This window comes from Cystobacter fuscus (genome assembly GCF_002305875.1).
GTDB classification, from domain to species: Bacteria; Myxococcota; Myxococcia; order Myxococcales; family Myxococcaceae; genus Cystobacter; species Cystobacter fuscus_A.
The window spans coordinates 3,437,642-3,453,051 of sequence record NZ_CP022098.1 but is presented as its reverse complement, the minus strand read 5'-3'; the positions used below and the strand labels follow the sequence as shown (position 1 = coordinate 3,453,051).

Below are 15,410 nucleotides of genomic sequence, written 5' to 3'. Positions count from 1 at the left end.
CCACGCGTGTCGGAGGGAGCCCGTAGAGTGAGCCCACCCATGCGAGCCATCATCCACGTGGACATGGACGCCTTCTATGCGTCGGTGGAGCAGCGGGATCGTCCCGAGCTGCGCGGCAAGCCCCTCATCGTCGGGGGCGACGCGCGGCGGGGCGTGGTGGTGGCCGCCTCCTACGAGGTGCGCAAGTACGGCGTGCGCAGCGCCCTGCCCATGGCGCGTGCCATGAAGATGGCGCCCCACGCCATCGTGGTGAAGCCCCGCTTCCATGCGTACAGCGAGGCGAGCGAGCAGGTGTTCTCCATCTTCGAGCGCTACACGCCCCTCATCGAGCCCTTGTCCCTGGACGAGGCCTTCCTGGACGTGACGGCCTCGGTGGGGCTGTTCGGCTCCCCGGCGGACATCGCGCGGCGCATCCGCAAGGAGATCGCCGCGGAGACGGGCCTGCCGTCCTCGGCGGGGATCGCCGCGGTGAAGTTCGTGGCGAAGATCGCCTCGGACGTGGCCAAGCCCAACGGCCAGCGCGAGGTGCGCGCGGAGGAGACGGTGGCGTTCCTCGCGGCGCTGCCCGTGGGCCGGTTGTGGGGCGTGGGGCCCAAGACGGAGGAGGGCCTCAAGCGCGCGGGGCTGGAGACCATTGGCGACGTGGCCCGGCGGGACGTGGCGTGGATGGAGGCCCGGTTCGGCTCGGCCGGACGTCACCTGTGGGAGCTCGCGCAAGGAATCGATCCGCGCGAGGTGGTGCCCGACCGGGAAGCCAAGAGCGTGGGCGCCGAGGACACCTTCGACGAGGACGTGACGGGCCTGGACGCCCTGAGTCCCTACATCCACTCGCAGGCGCTCCGGGTGGGCCGCCGCATGCGGCGCGCGGGAGTGAAGGGCCGGGTGGTGCAGCTCAAGGTGAAGTTCGCGGACTTCACCCTCATCACCCGGAGGACCACCCTGCCCTCCCCCACGGATGATGGACAGACGCTCTACCGCGTGGCCCGGGAGCTGCTGGAGAAGGCCCACGAGGACAAGCCGGTGCGGCTGACCGGCGTCTCCATGCAGGAGCTGGGCGGCGGCGCCGAGCCGCGGCAGCTCGGGCTGTTCTCCGAGCCCGAGGCCCCCAAGCGCAGCGACAAGCTCAACGCGGCGTTGGATCGCATCGCCGAGCGCTTCGGCTCCAAGGCGGTGACGACCGCGGACGTCGCCGGGAGCGCCGAGGCCGATCCCGAGCGCCCCAAGAAGCCCAAGCGTCCCAACTGACACGTCCGCGACGGCTCACCCCTCGTCGGAGGCGCTCTCCGCGTCCTCGCCGGAGTCGTCGTCCGCGTCACTGGAGTCGAACGTGTCGTCCGACTCCTCGTCGCCCGAGGCCTCGTCCAGGGCATCCTCCGAGGCCTCCGTGGCCGTGGACTCGGAAGCGCCCGCGGCCGCCGGGGCGGTGGAGGCACCCTCCGTCGTCCCGGGCTTGTTGCGAGTTCCCCCCCGGCGGCGCCGACGACGGCGCTTGCGGGGCGCGTCTCCCTCGGCGGCGGAGCCCTCGGTGGACGGACGGGAGGAAGGCACGTCCCCGCGCTTCCACGCCTCGAGCGCGTCGCGGTGACGACTCGTGGCCTCGACGGAGATCTCGAAGACGACGAGCGCGTCGGCGAAGAGCGGATGGCGGCGGAAGGCCCCCGTCTTCTTGCGCCGCTCCCCCGACAGCGTGCGCTGGGCGATGAGCAGCAGACGGCAGCGCTCGGCGATGCGGCGGGGCAGCCGCGCCGTCTGGACGAACTCGGCCAGCAGGTCCTCGATGGCCTGGGACACCGAGGGACGGCCCGCGGCGTCCAGGCTCTCCACGACGGGCGAGGCCTGGGCGATGGGCACCAGCAGCGCGGCGAGCAGGATGGCGTCGTCCAGCAGCTCCCCGGAAGCCACGCGCCGGTCGAGCGCCTCGGCGAAGGAGTAGAAGGTCTCCTGACCGCGGCGGCCCTGCTCCTTGAAGTAGGCGGCCACGGGCGGCAGGAGGATCTTCAGCGCATCCAGCGCATCGAGCAGGCGCAGGCTGGGCGCCGCCACGCCGCCGCGGATGAGGCGGAAGGTCTCCTCGAGCAGACGCGCCGGGGCGCAGCGGGGGAGATCCTCGACGGCCCCTTCCATGGCGGCATAGGTGCGCGACTCGATGTCCAGGCCCAGCTTGGAGGCGAAGCGCACGGCGCGCAGGATGCGCACCGGATCCTCGCGCATGCGGATCTCCGGATCCCCGATGGTGCGGATGTAGTGCTCGTCGAGATCCCGCCGACCGCGCACGTAGTCGATGATGCGGCCCTCGACGACGTCGTAGAAGAGGCCGTTGATGGTGAAGTCGCGGCGGCGCGCGTCCTGCTCGGCGGTGCCGAAGACGTTGTCGTGGGTGATGAGCAGATCCGGGTTCTGCGACTCCTCGGCCTCGCCGCCCTCCTCCTCGCCGCTCTCGGACGGAGCGTCGACGAGTTCGGTGGGGTTGGCGCGGAAGGTGGACACCTCGATGATCTTCCCGCCCTTGAAGTAGATGTGGGCGAGCCGGAAGCGGCGGCCGATGAGCCGGCAGTTGCGGAAGATGGCGCGCACCTCACCCGGGTGGGCGCTCGTGGCGATGTCGAAGTCCTTGGGCGTGCGGCCCAGCGACAAGTCGCGCACGCATCCCCCCACGAGGTAGGCCTCATGGCCATGGGAGTGCAGGCGGTGGATGACCTTGAGGGCATCCGGATCGAGCTTGTCCGGATCGATCTCCGCGGGCTTGCCGGAGAGCTGGGGTTCGGGAAGGAAATCCGTGTCCGGGATCGTGTCCTCGGCCGACGGCGCCGTGAAGGCGGGCATGGGGAAGGAAACCTCCTCGGGCTCGGGGACCGGTAGCTCCTCGAGGGGGTCCTTGGACCCGGCCTCGAAGGCCACAGCCTCGCGCGCGTCATCGGGCACGGGCTGGAGCATCGGGTCACCGGCGGGCGGTGTGTCAGTGAAGTCTCGCGTCATCTCGCGGTTGACGCCCCAAGGGGGGCGAATCTAAGGGGACGACCTATACCGCATCCTCCCCGGGAGGGAGTAGCTCATGGAGACATTGTTGACGGGGGCAACAAGCCGGGTGGGCACCACCCCCGTCCGCCTCTCGTCGGGGCGGCGGGGAGCCACACCTCCACGCCTCGTCCGGGAGCCGGCGGACGGCCAGGATGCCCTCCATAACACCCGGACCCCGAAGAATCTTCTGGCCACCGCACGGGCCGTATGGGTGGAGGAGCCGTCCAGGCGGGCGGCCAGGGAGCGCCGTGGCGCCCCCCGGGCGGGAATGAATTCCAGCGACCGTCGGCCCGGGCCCTCGGGGAGGAACTGACTCATGTCCATGCGCATCGCGGTCGGCTCGACGAATCCCGCCAAGACCGAGGCCGTGCGGGCCGTGTGCGAACAGGCGTTTCCCGGCTGCACGGTGATCGGGGTGGACGTGCCCAGCGGCGTGCGGGAGCAGCCCATCGGCACCGCGGAGACCGCGGAGGGCGCGCGCAACCGTGCCCGGGCGGCCCTCGGTGCCGTGCCCGACGCGCAGCTCGGCCTGGGACTCGAGGGGGGCGTGGATCCGGACCACAGCCTCATCAACGGCGTGGCCGTGGTGGCGGCGGACGGCCGGGAGAACTTCACCTGGGGCGTGCGCTTCCCCCTCCCCCCGACCATCGCCGCCCGCGCGCTGCGGGGCGAGGAGCTGGGCCCGGTGATGGACGAGGTGTCCGGGCGCACGGGCAGCAAGCGGGGCCTCGGCGCGGTGGGCATCCTCACCAACGGCCTCTTCACCCGCACCGAGATGTGGCGGGGCCCCGTGGCGTGCGCGCTGATTCCATTCCTGTATCCCGAGCTCTACGCCCCACCCTCCTCGCGAGGCTGAATCCGGCCCTCCCTCACCCCTCTCCGGCGGTGATGGTGGGCGCCAGGGTGCTCGTGAAGAAGTCCGGGAAGAGGGCGACGTAGTTGCTGCCCGAGCCCACCTCCCCCGGGATGGCGCCCGTCTTGGAGCCGCGCACCTCCAGGGTGGTGCCATCCGCGCCGAGGGAGAGATCCACGTCGTGGACATGGCCGGCCTGGGTCGGGTTCAGCGCGCCGAGGCTCGTACCGCGCAGCACCTCGAACGACTGGGGATCCAGGTGGCGGAGCTGGACGGAGACGGCGGCGGAGCCGCTCGGCGAGGACTTGGAGGTGAAGCCGACCGCGACGCCCAGCTCATTGGCCGCGAGCGACAGCGAGGAGTCGTCATACGTGGTGCCGAGCACCACGCTGCCCTCGCCCCACGTGCACCCCCCTCCGTCCTCCCGGGTGACGACGATCTGCCTCTGGGGCGGCATGCGGCCCGGCTTCAGCCGGGACGAGACGTGGAAGAGACAACCCCGGGTCACCGCCGAGTCCAGCGCGGCGACCTGGGTGGCGGGGGGCGGCTCCGCATCCGGGGGCTCCATCCCACAGGCCAGCAGGAAGAAGGGAAGCAGCGGGGGAACGGTGGACTTCACGCCTGGCATGGGCTCACTCCTCGTGTGCACGGGAGGGCCCACCCCGAACGTGCGGCTCCGGACGGGGGATTCCGAGGCGGGAAACGCCTCCCACGAAGCAAGGTAGGGAGCGACAACCCGCGTGGATACCGCCCCCCGGCGCTTGTGCTCACCGGCGGACCGCGACCGGCCACCGCGTTTCCTTCAAGGCAGATCCGGCAGCCGCGTCTTGAGCGAGGGCAGGCGGATCCGATCGTCGATCATCCGCTGATCGAACACGAAGTGTTCACTGGGTTCCACCCGCCAACGGCCCGAATGCCAGGCACTCAGGGCGGAGGCGATCTCATGGAAGGTCCAGCGCTCGTTCGCATCCAACAGGTAGAGCCCCGGCTCCACCCACGCGAGCGCCAACAACGCCCGCACGGTGTCGTCCAGGAAGGAACACGCCGGATACCAGCGGGTGCTCGCTTCCACCCGCCCCTGCTCGCGCGCGCGCGTCTCCAGCCACGCCCCCATCTGGTTGCCCGAGAAGCCGAAGTCCATCTGCCAGCCCAGCCGGGCCACGCGCGCCTCGGGGTACTGGTGGAAGACGCGCGCCTCGGCGAGCCGCTTCTCGTTGCCGTAGCCCTCGGTCGCATCCGGCACCGAGTCCACCGTGAAGGGTCCGCGCGCCCCATCCGAGAACACCATCACCGAGCTGGTGAAGACGAAGCGCACGCCCACCTGCCGACAGATCCACGCCAGCTCGCTCGTCCACTCGTAGTTGACGCGCCAGGAGTCGTCCGGACGCTGGGAGGGACTCGAGGCCGCCGCCAGGTGGAAGAGCACGTCGGGCGCCACCGAGCGCACGAAGTGCTCCATCGCCCAGTAGTCGTCCACCGGGACGAGGGAACGATCCCAGCGCACCACCTCCACGCCCTGGCGTTGCAGGAAATCACACAGCCGCGAGCCCACGGTGCCATGGGCGCCAGTGACGAGCGCCTTCATGCCGGTGGAGGCTTGCGCGCCTTGTGGGTGCGCGGCAGGGCGTGGTGGAGCATGGCCAGGTAGTCCACCGCGCGCGCGGGAGGCGGCGCGGGCTCGGTCCCCAGCGCGGCGAGCCGCTTGGTGAAGGCCGAGATGATGTCCGGCATGGGCCGCAGCGCCTGGAGCAGCGCGTTGGGCCCCTCGAGCGCCTGCACCAGCGCCGCCGCCGCCTGCTGCAGGGGCAGACCCCGGCGCAGCAGGTCCTGGAACGAGTTGGACAGGGTGATGATGTTGTGCCCCGCCGTCTGCACCATCTCCACGGCGACCTTGATGACCTGGGGGGCGGTGAGGTGGCCATCCGCCAGGAGCACCAGCGCGGCCTGGAAGTAGTTGAAGATGGGCACCACGCGCGGGCCGTAGTCCGCGAAGTGCGCGGGCGGCGTGAGCCGATCCAGGTGGATGAAGATGCGCCGCACCGGATCCGACACGGCGATCTTCTTCCACGCCGCGTGCACCCGCTCGACCTCGTCCGGGTACACCGCCGCCTGGGAGAGGATCTGCGAGAGCACCCGCTCGTCCACGCGCCCGGCGACCATGTCCGCGTAGAGCGAGTAGATGAAGGCATCCGCCTCGGCGTCATCCCCGAAGAGCACCTCCTCGGCCTCCAGGGGCGCGAGCGCGCGGCTCTCGAGGATGGCGGGCAGCTTGTAGCCCACCTGCCCGCGCAGCGCCCGGAAGCGCCCGCGCATCAGGTTGCCCACGTTGTCCTTGAGGACGAACTCGTCCCACACCACCCCGTCCAGCTTGAGCTTCTCCTCGAGCACCGAGCGCATCTGCCGGGGGCTGCCGGAGACGATGCACAGGCGCGAGTCGCCATTGGCCGCCAGCTCGCGGATGAGCGCGGACGCGCCCGGCACGGCCTGCTTCTCGTGGGCCTTCTGGAAGGCCGTGCGCAGGATGTCCCGGATGGAGTCGAACTCCGTCTGCAGGTAGGTCTTGTCCAGATCCCAGCGGTAGATGCGCCGCGGAGGCCGGGGATCGATGCGGTCCGGGAGGCTCACCGCGCCAGACCCTGCTGGATGGACTTGCCCAGCTCATTGGCGGCCGCCTTGGCGGCGATCTTCCCCGCGTTGGCGATGGCGCGCGCGTGCGAGCGGCCATGGGCCTTGATGAAGATGCGATCGAAGCCGAGCACCGGCGCCCCTCCGTACTGTTCCCAGTCGGTGATGTCCTTGATGCGCTGGATGCCGCCGGCCAGCATCGCCAGGCCCGCGCGCCAGCGCAGGCTCTCCTTGTGCGCGTACTGGGCCAGCTCGAACACCGTCTCGTGCACGCCCTCGAGCATCTTCAGGCACACGTTGCCCACGAAGCCGTCCGTCACCACCACGTCCGCGGTGCCCTTGGGGATGTCCACGCCCTCCACGTTGCCGAGGAACTGCATGCCCGGCAGCCCCGCGATCTTCGCGTGCGCCTCCACCACGTGGCGCGGCCCCTTGGTGGACTCGGTGCCATTGGACAGGAGCGCCACCTTGGGCTGCTCGTTGCGCGAGATGATGCGCGCGTAGGCCGCCCCCATCACCGCGAACGTCACCAGGTCATCCGCGGTGGCCTCCACCGTGGCGCCCACGTCGAGGATGAGCGAGAACGGGTCCTCCTTGCCGCCGTGGCGCATGCGCGTGGGGTACACCGCCGCGAGCGCCGCGCGCCGCACGCCCGGCAGGAGCTGGAAGTGGCGCGCGCACGCGAGCACGCACGCGCCCGTGTTGCCCGCGGACACCAGCGCATCCGCCTCGCCCTCGGCCACCAGCCGCGCCGCCACCGACACCGAGGCGTCCGGCTTGCGCGCCAGGGCCTCGCCCGGCTTCTCGTCCATGGCGATGAACCCCGAGGCGTGCTGCACGGAGATGCGCTCGCCGCTGTGCCGGGTGGCCGCCAGCACGTCATCGATGACGGCTCGGTCTCCCACCAGCAGCGCGTGGATGTGAGGGGACTCCAGCGAGAGCTGCGCGGCACCCCGGATGACTTCGGCCGGACCGTGGTCGCTCCCCATCACGTCGAAGGCAATGGTGACGGGCTTGATGGCCATGCGAGCCCCATCCTACTGGTTTGGGAAAAACGATGGGGGGTTGGATCCACCTGGATCCAACCCCCCGGAAGCGGGTCTCACCCGACGAGAAGCCCCTCGGAGGGAGGCTCCCCATCCGGGGAAGGAGACTCAGTTGGAGCCGCTGGCCTGCTGGACGTTCCGGTTGGCCGTGTCGCGCTGCACGCAGCCCTTGGTCATCGTGTACTGGTAGGTGCCCAGCTCGTCGCGCCAGTACTCGCCCTCATAGGGCCAGTAGAGCTGATCATCCGCCACCGCCACCGAGTACCTGTACTTCTTGACGATGGAGACCTGACCGCCCGCCTTGAGCTGCTCCTCCAGGAACTCCTTCTCCTTGGTGACGGTCTCGAACTTGATGCGCAGACCGTTGGCGAGCAATTGCTTGAGCGCCGAGAGCTCCGTCTCCAGCTTGCCCTTGGCCATCATGCCGGCCTTCTCGATGAGCGCGGTGCGCTGCACCTTGAGGCCCTCGAGCAGCTGCTTGGTCAGCTCGGAGTAGCGGAAGGTGTCACCCTTCTCGGAGAAGAGGTCCATCTCCCCCTCCAGCTCGAGGATGGAGTCGTTCGTCTTCTTGAGATCCTGGTCGGTGAGGGCCAGGCGCAGGATGCGCTCGAGGATGCGGTCCGTCTCGCCCTTCTCCTGGCCATCCTTGTTCTTCTTCTGCACGTCGGCGAGCACGCCGTAGGACTCGGCCGCGTCCAGCTGCTTCTTGGTGATGAGCTCCAGCTGATCATGCACGGGCAGGTAGGTGCGCTCGAAGTCCTGGAGGATGAGGCCCGACTCGCGGTAGCGGCAGTTCTCGTAATAGATGACCGCCTTGAGGATCATCGCTTCCGGGAAGTACTCCTCGCGGAAGAAGGGCGAGGAGAGGGTGATCAGGTTGCCGAGCGCCTGCTCGTACTGGCCCACGCGGTAGTTGGCCCAGCTGGACTCGAACATGGACTCGAGCCACTGCGTGGTGCCACGCTCCACCTTGTTGAAATAGAACAGGGCGTAGCGGTTCTGCTGCATGCCGTAGTGCGTGCGGCCCAGCTGCATGAACGCCAGCTCGCGCAGCTTCTGGTTCGCCGACACCTGCTCCGCGTCCAGGCCGGCGGTGTTGCGCGTGACGCGCACCACTTCCTTCATGGAGTCGATGGCGCCCAGGGTGTTGAGGTCCGTGCGGCGCGCGGAGGCGGTAGCGGCCTTGTTGCCGAAGCGGAAGAAGGCCAGGCCCTCGAGGTACTTGGCGCGCGGGTAGAACACGTCCGTCTTGGGGATGAGCAGCACGAGGCGCTTGACCTCGTTGAAGCTCTTGTCCGCGTCCTCCTTGCGACCCACCTCGTCGAGCGCCTTGCCGCGCACGAAGTGGTAGCGGGCCAGCAGGTAGTGGAACTCGCTGCGGAAGCGGTCGGGGAACTCCTGGTTCGCGTGGCGCGCGAGCTCATCCAGGATGACGGACTCGTTCTTCGTCTTGCGGCTGATGAAGAAGAGCCACTCGAGGCTGGTGCGGAAGAACTTCGTCTCCGGGCCCACGGCGAGGATCTTCGAGAACTCACCGAGCGACGAGTGGTACAGGCCCATGCGGTAGAGGGCCTTGGCCAGCACGTAGCGCGCCTCCATGTGGAGGCCGGCGAGCTTGGGATCCTGGATCATCTCGAAGGCGCTCATCGCCGCCTTGTCGTACTCGTCGTTCTTGAAGAGCGACACGGCGACGTCCAGACGCTGGCGGTCTCCACTCTTGCCGGACACGTCCACCGCGTCGAAGGACATGGTGGGCGCGGTCTGGGTGGGAGGCGGCGTGTCCGCCGTCAGATCCAACCCCATGGCGGGAGGCTGGGTGGCGGTGCCCCCGGCCGGAGGGGCCGCGGGAGTCGCCGCGCTGTTCGTGGCCGCCGAGGAGTCCGAGGAATCCGCCGCGTCATCCGACTCCGACTCGTCGGCGGACGGAGCCTGGGTGGCGCCAGGCTTCTTGCCCCGGGGCTTGCGCGAGGGCTTCTTCTTCTTCTTGGGCTGGGAGACGTCCAGACCCTCGAAGCTCTGCGCGGGCGAGGGCTGGGCCCACGTCAGCGTGAGCCCGAGGAGGGAGAGGCAGAAGGGCTTGAGCAGACGTTTCATGATTCAGGGGGGGCGTTGGGGAAGAAGAAGGACACACCCAGCTCGAACAGCAACTGGTTGCGCAGCGTGGTGGCCGGGTTGAGGGCCTTCTCCACGTAGATGAGGTCACGGAACTCGGTGCGCACCGTCATCCACCGGTTGACGAAGAAGCGCATGCCGACACCGACGTTGCCGCCCACGGTCAGCTCCGTCGCGCCGGGAGCGCGGTACTGCACCGCGGTGGCGCCCGCGATGCCGTACAGATCGAAGTGCAGGAACTGCTCGGACAGCAGCGACATCTTCCCGTAGATGGGCGCCCACTGCACGTCGAGCCCGCCCGTCAGCAGGATCTTCCCCGGCGCCTTGTCCTCCAGATCCTCGAAGGTGGGCCGGCGGCAGCCGCGGGTGGTGGATCCACCCGTCGAATCGAAGGTGCAGATCTGCGCGGCCGCGGCCACCGTGGGCAGGGAGTAGCCGGCGCGCAGGCTCAGGCCCAGCGTCTCCGTGAAGTGGTAGGTGAGCACGCCGCCGAAGATGTACTTCGAATAGAAGGCGTCCTTGATGGAGAAGGTCGCCGAGGGGCTCAGCTCCAGGCGGCCCTTCTTGAGGAAGAGGTGACCGGAGACGGGCACCACGCGCTCGCGCAGGGGCCCGAGCCGATCCTTGTCCACTTCCGACACGTCACCGGCTTCCTGCTCGGCCGAGCCGGTCGTGGTGGGGCCGTTGGGCGGGGTGGCGGGTTTGGCGGGAGCGGGCTTGGCGGCGGGAGCCGGAGCGGGCGCGGCCGGCGCGGCGGGAGCCTGGGCCAGCACGAGCCCGGGCACGAGGGCCAGGGCGATCAGCAGACGATGGGCGGTCTTCATTCGGCGTCCCGTCCAGTCGACTTGAGGGGGAAGAAGATGGAGATGCCGGCGTTGAGGGTCATGAGGTTCTGGGTGGCGCCCTTGCTGGTGAACTTGGGCCTGTCCACGTAGGTCGTGTTGATGAGCGCCACGTTCACCGCGAAGAAGTCCCGGGCCACGAAGCGCATGCCGATGCCGAGGTCCGCGGCGGGAAGCGGGCCCACCGCATAGTCCGTCGCCGCCTCGGTGTTCACCACGCCCAGGCCGCCCACGAGGTAGGCGTCGAAGTGGAGGATGTCGTTGAGGAAGGCCACCTTGCCGTAGAGCGGGCTCCACTCCACGTCGCCCATCGCGGACCACTGGGGCACCGAGTAGAAGATGCGGCTCTGGAAGGTGGACTTGGCGATGCGAACGTCGTCCTCGGGCAGCACCTGCATGAGCGAGACGCGCGCGGCGATCGCCAGCGTGTCCGCCAGGTAGTACGCCCCGCGCACCGCGGTGCCCAGCTTGGTGTAGTACGGGTCGTTCACCGACAGGGTGACGAAGGGCGCCAGCTCGAAGCGGTTCTTCTTCAGGTACACCTTGCGCTGCACGCTCTTCACGCGATCGTCGAGCGTGACGTCGCGCTCGGCCGGCGTGAGGGGCTCTGCCGGTGGGGCCTCCGCGACGGGCGAGGGCAATGGAGGCTCCTCCGCAGGCGGCTCCGCGGCGGCTTCCGTCTCTTCCTGCTGGGGCTTCTGGGGATCACCGCTCAGATCGAGTCCGAGCCCCTCTTCCTGGTTCTGTGCGAGTGCCGGTGCTGCGGGCGCGAGGAACAACGCGAGCAGGACGGCCTGGAGGCGATTCACTTCCGGGAGCTCCGTGTCATGGGGCGTCTTCCCACCGACCGATGTGGATCCAACATCGGAGGCGGCTACGAGTCCGCATCCTATGCGCCACCCTCGTGAGCCATCAACCGATCAAAAATGGTTTCCCCGACCCACGTCTGCCCACTCGGTATTCTTGCAAGGTCAATGTCCAGGGCAAGCAGGCGGTGCGCCCTCGCGCCGCGCACGCGACACGGTTGGCAGACCGGGACGCTGTGCTACGGTGGCCCCTCACGCTTCAACTCCGATTTCTGGTGAGGTGCACGTCGATGTCTGCGCGTCTGGCTCTTCTGATGGGTGCCGCCCTGCTGTGCGGCGGGTGCGAGATCCCTTCCGACACTGGGAAGCCCTGCGTGCTGGTGAAGAAGGATCCCAACGATCCCTCGGGGCTGGGAGCCATCCCCATCGCCCCGAGTGACCTCCGGTTCAACCAGGACTTCATCTCCTTCGGCTCGGTGGATTGCGAGAACCTGGTGTGCGTGCGCACCGCGGGCACCGAGATCCAGACGACGGGCGAGGGCGATGCCCTCCAGGTGCTGGGCTATTGCAGCGCGCCGTGCAACCTGAACAGCGCCACCGACTGCTCGGTCACCTCCCCGCAGACGGCCCCGGACGTCAAGGCGACCCTGGCATGCCGTCCGCTGCTGCTCGACGAGGCGGCGCTGTCGGATCTGAAGAAGAGCGATCCGGACACGTACCGGAGCATCTTCGGCGAGAACGAGTCGCCGAACTTCTGCGCCTCGAGCCTGAGTTCGACGGGGAACTGAGCGCGGCGCACCGCGCGCGAGAGGGTCTTCAGACCTTTTCGCCACGCCATGCGTGAGCAGCCGGGCCCCTCGTCCTCCCGCAGGAGCCCCTCGTGATGAACAAGACGGCCGTCTTCGTCTCCCTGGCCGGTGTGCTCGCCCTCACCGCCCTGGTGCTGGGTCTGCCCCCCTCCCCGTTCTCGCCGCCCCCGGAGGACTCCCATGGAGCCAGCCCGGTGGACCACCACGGGCCGATCAACCTCCAGTCCCGAGCGGAGACGTCGGGCGCGTTGAAGATGACGGCCCGGCTGTCCCATCCCTACATCCCCCCAGGCTCCTCGGAGCTGTTCGCCACGGTGGACATCACCGGCATGGAGGTGCCGGGCGCCCGGCGGCTGCCGGTGAACCTGGCGCTGGTCATCGACCGCTCCTCGTCCATGGGCGGCTACAAGCTGCAACAGGCCCGGCAGGCGGCGCACCACCTCGTGGACCAGCTGCGCGAGGATGACTGGCTGGCCATCGTCCACTACGGCTCGGACGTACGCGGCCTGGGAGGCCTGCCGGCCACCCCCGGCAATCGCGAACAGATGCGTCGGTACATCGACGGCATCTGGGACGAGGGGGGCACCAACATCTCCTCGGGACTCCAGGAGGGCCGCGCACAGGTGCGTGCCTCCGCGTGCACCGGCTGCGTCGAGCGCATCATCCTCTTGAGCGACGGCCAGCCCACCGAGGGCCTCACCGAGGACGCGGACCTGTTGGCGCTCGTCCGGGACATCCGCGCCGGAGGCATCACCGTGAGCGCCATCGGCGTGGGCACGGACTTCAACGAGGATCTGATGCAGGGCTTCGCCGAGCTGGGCTCGGGCGCCTACGGCTTCCTCGAGGACGCGGCCCAGCTCGGCTCCCTCTTCCAGAAGGATCTGCGGCAGGCCTCCACCAGCGTGGCGCGCGACGTGGTGCTGTCCTTCACCCTGCCCCAGGGGGTGCGGCTGGAAGAGGTGCTGGGCTACCGCTTCAAGCAGGAAGGACGCCGCGTGACGGTGCGGCTGCCCGACTTCTCCTCGGGACAGACGGAGCGGGTGGTGGCGCGACTCACCGTGGAGGACGCACGCGAGGGCAACCCCGTGCATGTGACCGAGGTGTCCCTGTCCTTCCGGGACCTGCGCGACAACGAGCCGATGCTCCACGTGGTGGACCTGGGCGCGAAGGTGACACCCCGGCACGAGGAGATCCGCGCGCGGCGGGACAAGGAAGCCATCGTGTATGCGACCCGGGCCCTGAGCGCGAAGAACCTGACGCTGGCCGCCGAGGCCCTGCGCGAGGGGCGCAAGGAGGAAGCGAAGGGCTACGTGGCGCGCAACCAGGAACTCTTCGAGCAGGCGGGTGAGGTGGCCACCCCCTCGGCCGTGGCAGCGGACCTGGCCGAACAGCAGGAGCTGCTCCGGGACTACGAGCAGGCCGAGGACGACGCGGCCGTGGGCGCGGCCGTCAAGCGCTCGAAGAGCAAGAGCCTGAAGAGCTTCGGACGCCTGGGCTCCACCTACTGAACACCCCGGACTCCGGGCCGGGCTCCAGCCGGGCCACGGAGCGCCCGGGCTCGATTTTCCGTGTTGACCGGCGCCAGCCCCCCACCCTATCTCCGAGTGCTTTCTCCCCCTCGCGGGAATCACCCGGAGGGCGCACAGGAGGCAAGCGCTTGAGCGCGGACACACCGTGGGTAGGCGTCATCATGGGCGGCAAGAGCGACCTGGAGCATCTGCGCCCGGGAATCGACGTCCTCAAGGAGCTGGCCATTCCGCATGAGGTCCGGGTGGTGTCCGCCCACCGCACGCCGGATTGGATGATGCAGTACGCCGAGACGGCCGAGTCGCGGGGCCTGTCGGTCATCATCGCGGCGGCCGGGGGCGCGGCGCACCTGCCCGGCATGGTGGCCAGCAAGACGCTGCTGCCCGTGCTCGGCATCCCCATCCCCGCCACCGTGCTCAACGGCTTCGACGCGCTCATGTCCATCGTGCAGATGCCCAAGGGCGTGCCGGTGGGCACCATGGCCATCGGCAAGCCGGGCGCCGTCAACGCCGCCCTGTACGCCGCCTCCATCCTGTCGCTCAAGTACCCCGAGCTGCGCCCGCGGCTCGCCGCCTGGCGCCAGGCCCGCACCAACGAAGTGCTCCAGGACCGGGAGCTCGCATGAGCACGCGCACCGTTCTTCCCGGCGGAACGATCGGCATCCTCGGCGGTGGACAGCTCGGCCGGATGATGGCGCTGTCCGCGCGCACGCTCGGCTATCAGGTGCAGTCGTTGGATCCGGATCCCGCGTGCTCGGCGCGCTTCGTGGTGGACCAGTGCTACACCGCCGACTTCGGCAATGCCGACGAGGCCCGGCGGCTCGCGCGCGCGAGCGACGTGGTGACGCTGGAGATCGAGAAGATTCCCCTCGCCACCCTCAACGCCGTGGCCCAGCACGCGCCCATGCGTCCGGGCGCCCACGTCCTGGAGGTGGTGCAGAACCGGGGCCGGCAGCGCGCCTGGCTCGCCCAGGGCGGGTTCCCCCAGGGCCCCTGGCGGCAGGCGAACAGCGAGGCCGAGCTGACCTCGACGGTGGAGGCCCTGGGCGGACGCTGCTTCGTGAAGGCGTCCGAGGGCGGCTACGACGGGCGCGGCCAGTACCCGGTGAAGTCCAGCGCCGAGACACCCCAGGCATGGCGGGAGCTGGGCCAGCGGCCCGTGGTGGTGGAGGCCGCGCTGGAGCTGGAGGCGGAGTTGTCCGTGCTGGTGGCGCGCTCGCCCCGGGGCGAGGTGGTGGTGTACCCGCCCGCCTACAACCACCACGAGGAGCGCATCCTCGACTGGTCCCTGCTGCCAGGACAGATTCCCCCCGAGGTGAGCGCCCAGGCGGTGGAGCTGGGACGCGCCATGGCCACGGCGCTCGCGGTCGAGGGACTGCTGGTGGTGGAGCTGTTCCTGCTCAAGGACGGTCGGCTGCTGGTGAACGAGCTGGCGCCTCGGCCCCACAACAGCTTCCACGCCACCGAGGTGGCGTGCCTCACCAGCCAGTTCGAGCAGGCGGTGCGCGCGGTGTGCAACCTGCCCCTGGGCTCGGTGGAGGTGGTGCGCCCCGCGGCCATCGTCAACCTGCTGGGCGACCTGTGGTTGCGCGAGGGTGGGCCCCGCTTCGAGGCCGTGCTCGCCATGCCCGGCGTGCGCCTGCACCTGTATGGCAAGCGCGAGGCGCGCGCCGGCCGCAAGATGGGCCACCTGTCCGCCGTGGGCTCCACCCCCGAGGAGGCACTCGCCCGCATCCAGGCCGCCCGCCGGGCCATGGGGGCTTGAGAGGAGCT

13 protein-coding genes and 1 pseudogene are annotated in these 15,410 nt (G+C 69.6%); 6 read left to right on the top strand and 8 right to left on the bottom strand.

The genetic code is table 11. The features are described 5' to 3' along the window. Positions 1–3: 3 nt before the first annotated feature. Positions 4–1,245 (top strand): annotated as a pseudogene (locus CYFUS_RS14310) (DNA polymerase IV); the annotation flags it as partial. 15 nt (positions 1,246–1,260) lie between these two features. Here CYFUS_RS14310 and pcnB read toward each other — a convergent pair. Next, on the bottom strand, positions 1,261–2,934 hold the full coding sequence (gene pcnB, locus CYFUS_RS14305) for a polynucleotide adenylyltransferase PcnB (protein ID WP_232537553.1): 1,674 nt from the start codon (positions 2,932–2,934) through the stop codon (positions 1,261–1,263). Between the two features lie 400 nt (positions 2,935–3,334). Between pcnB and yjjX the strand changes: the two genes are divergently transcribed. Next, positions 3,335–3,874 (top strand): inosine/xanthosine triphosphatase, encoded by a 540-nt coding sequence (gene yjjX, locus CYFUS_RS14300; protein ID WP_095985727.1) that lies wholly within the window; start codon positions 3,335–3,337, stop codon positions 3,872–3,874. Between the two features lie 13 nt (positions 3,875–3,887). On the opposite strand, the gene CYFUS_RS14295 is transcribed toward yjjX, so the two are convergent. The 7 genes from CYFUS_RS14295 to CYFUS_RS14265 all read right to left on the bottom strand — a co-directional run bounded on the left by CYFUS_RS14295 (position 3,888) and on the right by CYFUS_RS14265 (position 11,305). After that, the gene (locus tag CYFUS_RS14295; protein WP_095985726.1) at positions 3,888–4,499 is read right to left on the bottom strand and encodes a hypothetical protein; all 612 of its coding nucleotides are present in this window, start codon (positions 4,497–4,499) and stop codon (positions 3,888–3,890) included. Positions 4,500–4,673: 174 nt separating this feature from the next. Beyond that, on the bottom strand, positions 4,674–5,456 hold the full coding sequence (locus CYFUS_RS14290; protein ID WP_095985725.1) for a sugar nucleotide-binding protein: 783 nt from the start codon (positions 5,454–5,456) through the stop codon (positions 4,674–4,676). Next, the gene (locus CYFUS_RS14285; protein WP_095985724.1) at positions 5,453–6,496 is read right to left on the bottom strand and encodes a phosphatase domain-containing protein; all 1,044 of its coding nucleotides are present in this window, start codon (positions 6,494–6,496) and stop codon (positions 5,453–5,455) included. Before CYFUS_RS14285 ends, CYFUS_RS14290 begins: the two co-directional genes overlap by 4 nt. Further along, complete coding sequence (plsX, locus tag CYFUS_RS14280) at positions 6,493–7,521, bottom strand: phosphate acyltransferase PlsX (RefSeq protein ID WP_095985723.1); 1,029 nt, start codon at positions 7,519–7,521, stop codon at positions 6,493–6,495. The genes CYFUS_RS14285 and plsX overlap by 4 nt, the downstream gene beginning before the upstream one ends. 129 nt (positions 7,522–7,650) lie before the next feature. Beyond that, a complete protein-coding gene (gene gltC / locus CYFUS_RS14275) occupies positions 7,651–9,636 on the bottom strand; it encodes an adventurous gliding motility protein GltC (protein ID WP_095985722.1) in 1,986 nt (661 codons plus the stop codon). Beyond that, complete coding sequence (locus CYFUS_RS14270; RefSeq protein WP_095985721.1) at positions 9,633–10,478, bottom strand: outer membrane beta-barrel domain-containing protein; 846 nt, start codon at positions 10,476–10,478, stop codon at positions 9,633–9,635. The genes gltC and CYFUS_RS14270 overlap by 4 nt, the downstream gene beginning before the upstream one ends. Next, positions 10,475–11,305, bottom strand: a complete 831-nt coding sequence (locus CYFUS_RS14265; RefSeq protein WP_095985720.1) for an outer membrane beta-barrel domain-containing protein — start codon at positions 11,303–11,305, stop codon at positions 10,475–10,477. Before CYFUS_RS14265 ends, CYFUS_RS14270 begins: the two co-directional genes overlap by 4 nt. Before the next feature lie 41 nt (positions 11,306–11,346). On the opposite strand from CYFUS_RS14265, the gene cglC reads away from it, so the two are divergent. The 4 genes from cglC to purK all read left to right on the top strand — a co-directional run bounded on the left by cglC (position 11,347) and on the right by purK (position 15,402). Continuing rightward, a complete protein-coding gene (cglC, locus tag CYFUS_RS14260; RefSeq protein WP_332468367.1) occupies positions 11,347–12,090 on the top strand; it encodes an adventurous gliding motility lipoprotein CglC in 744 nt (247 codons plus the stop codon). Between the two features lie 95 nt (positions 12,091–12,185). Beyond that, positions 12,186–13,619 carry a vWA domain-containing protein gene (locus tag CYFUS_RS14255; protein ID WP_095985718.1) on the top strand — a complete coding sequence of 478 codons (1,434 nt, stop codon included), beginning with the start codon at positions 12,186–12,188 and terminating at the stop codon, positions 13,617–13,619. 182 nt (positions 13,620–13,801) lie between these two features. Next, a complete protein-coding gene (purE, locus tag CYFUS_RS14250) occupies positions 13,802–14,263 on the top strand; it encodes a 5-(carboxyamino)imidazole ribonucleotide mutase (protein WP_095991998.1) in 462 nt (153 codons plus the stop codon). Then, entirely contained in the window at positions 14,260–15,402 is a 1,143-nt protein-coding gene (purK, locus tag CYFUS_RS14245; protein WP_095985717.1) for a 5-(carboxyamino)imidazole ribonucleotide synthase, read from the top strand. Before purE ends, purK begins: the two co-directional genes overlap by 4 nt. The last annotated feature ends 8 nt before the right edge of the window (positions 15,403–15,410 follow it).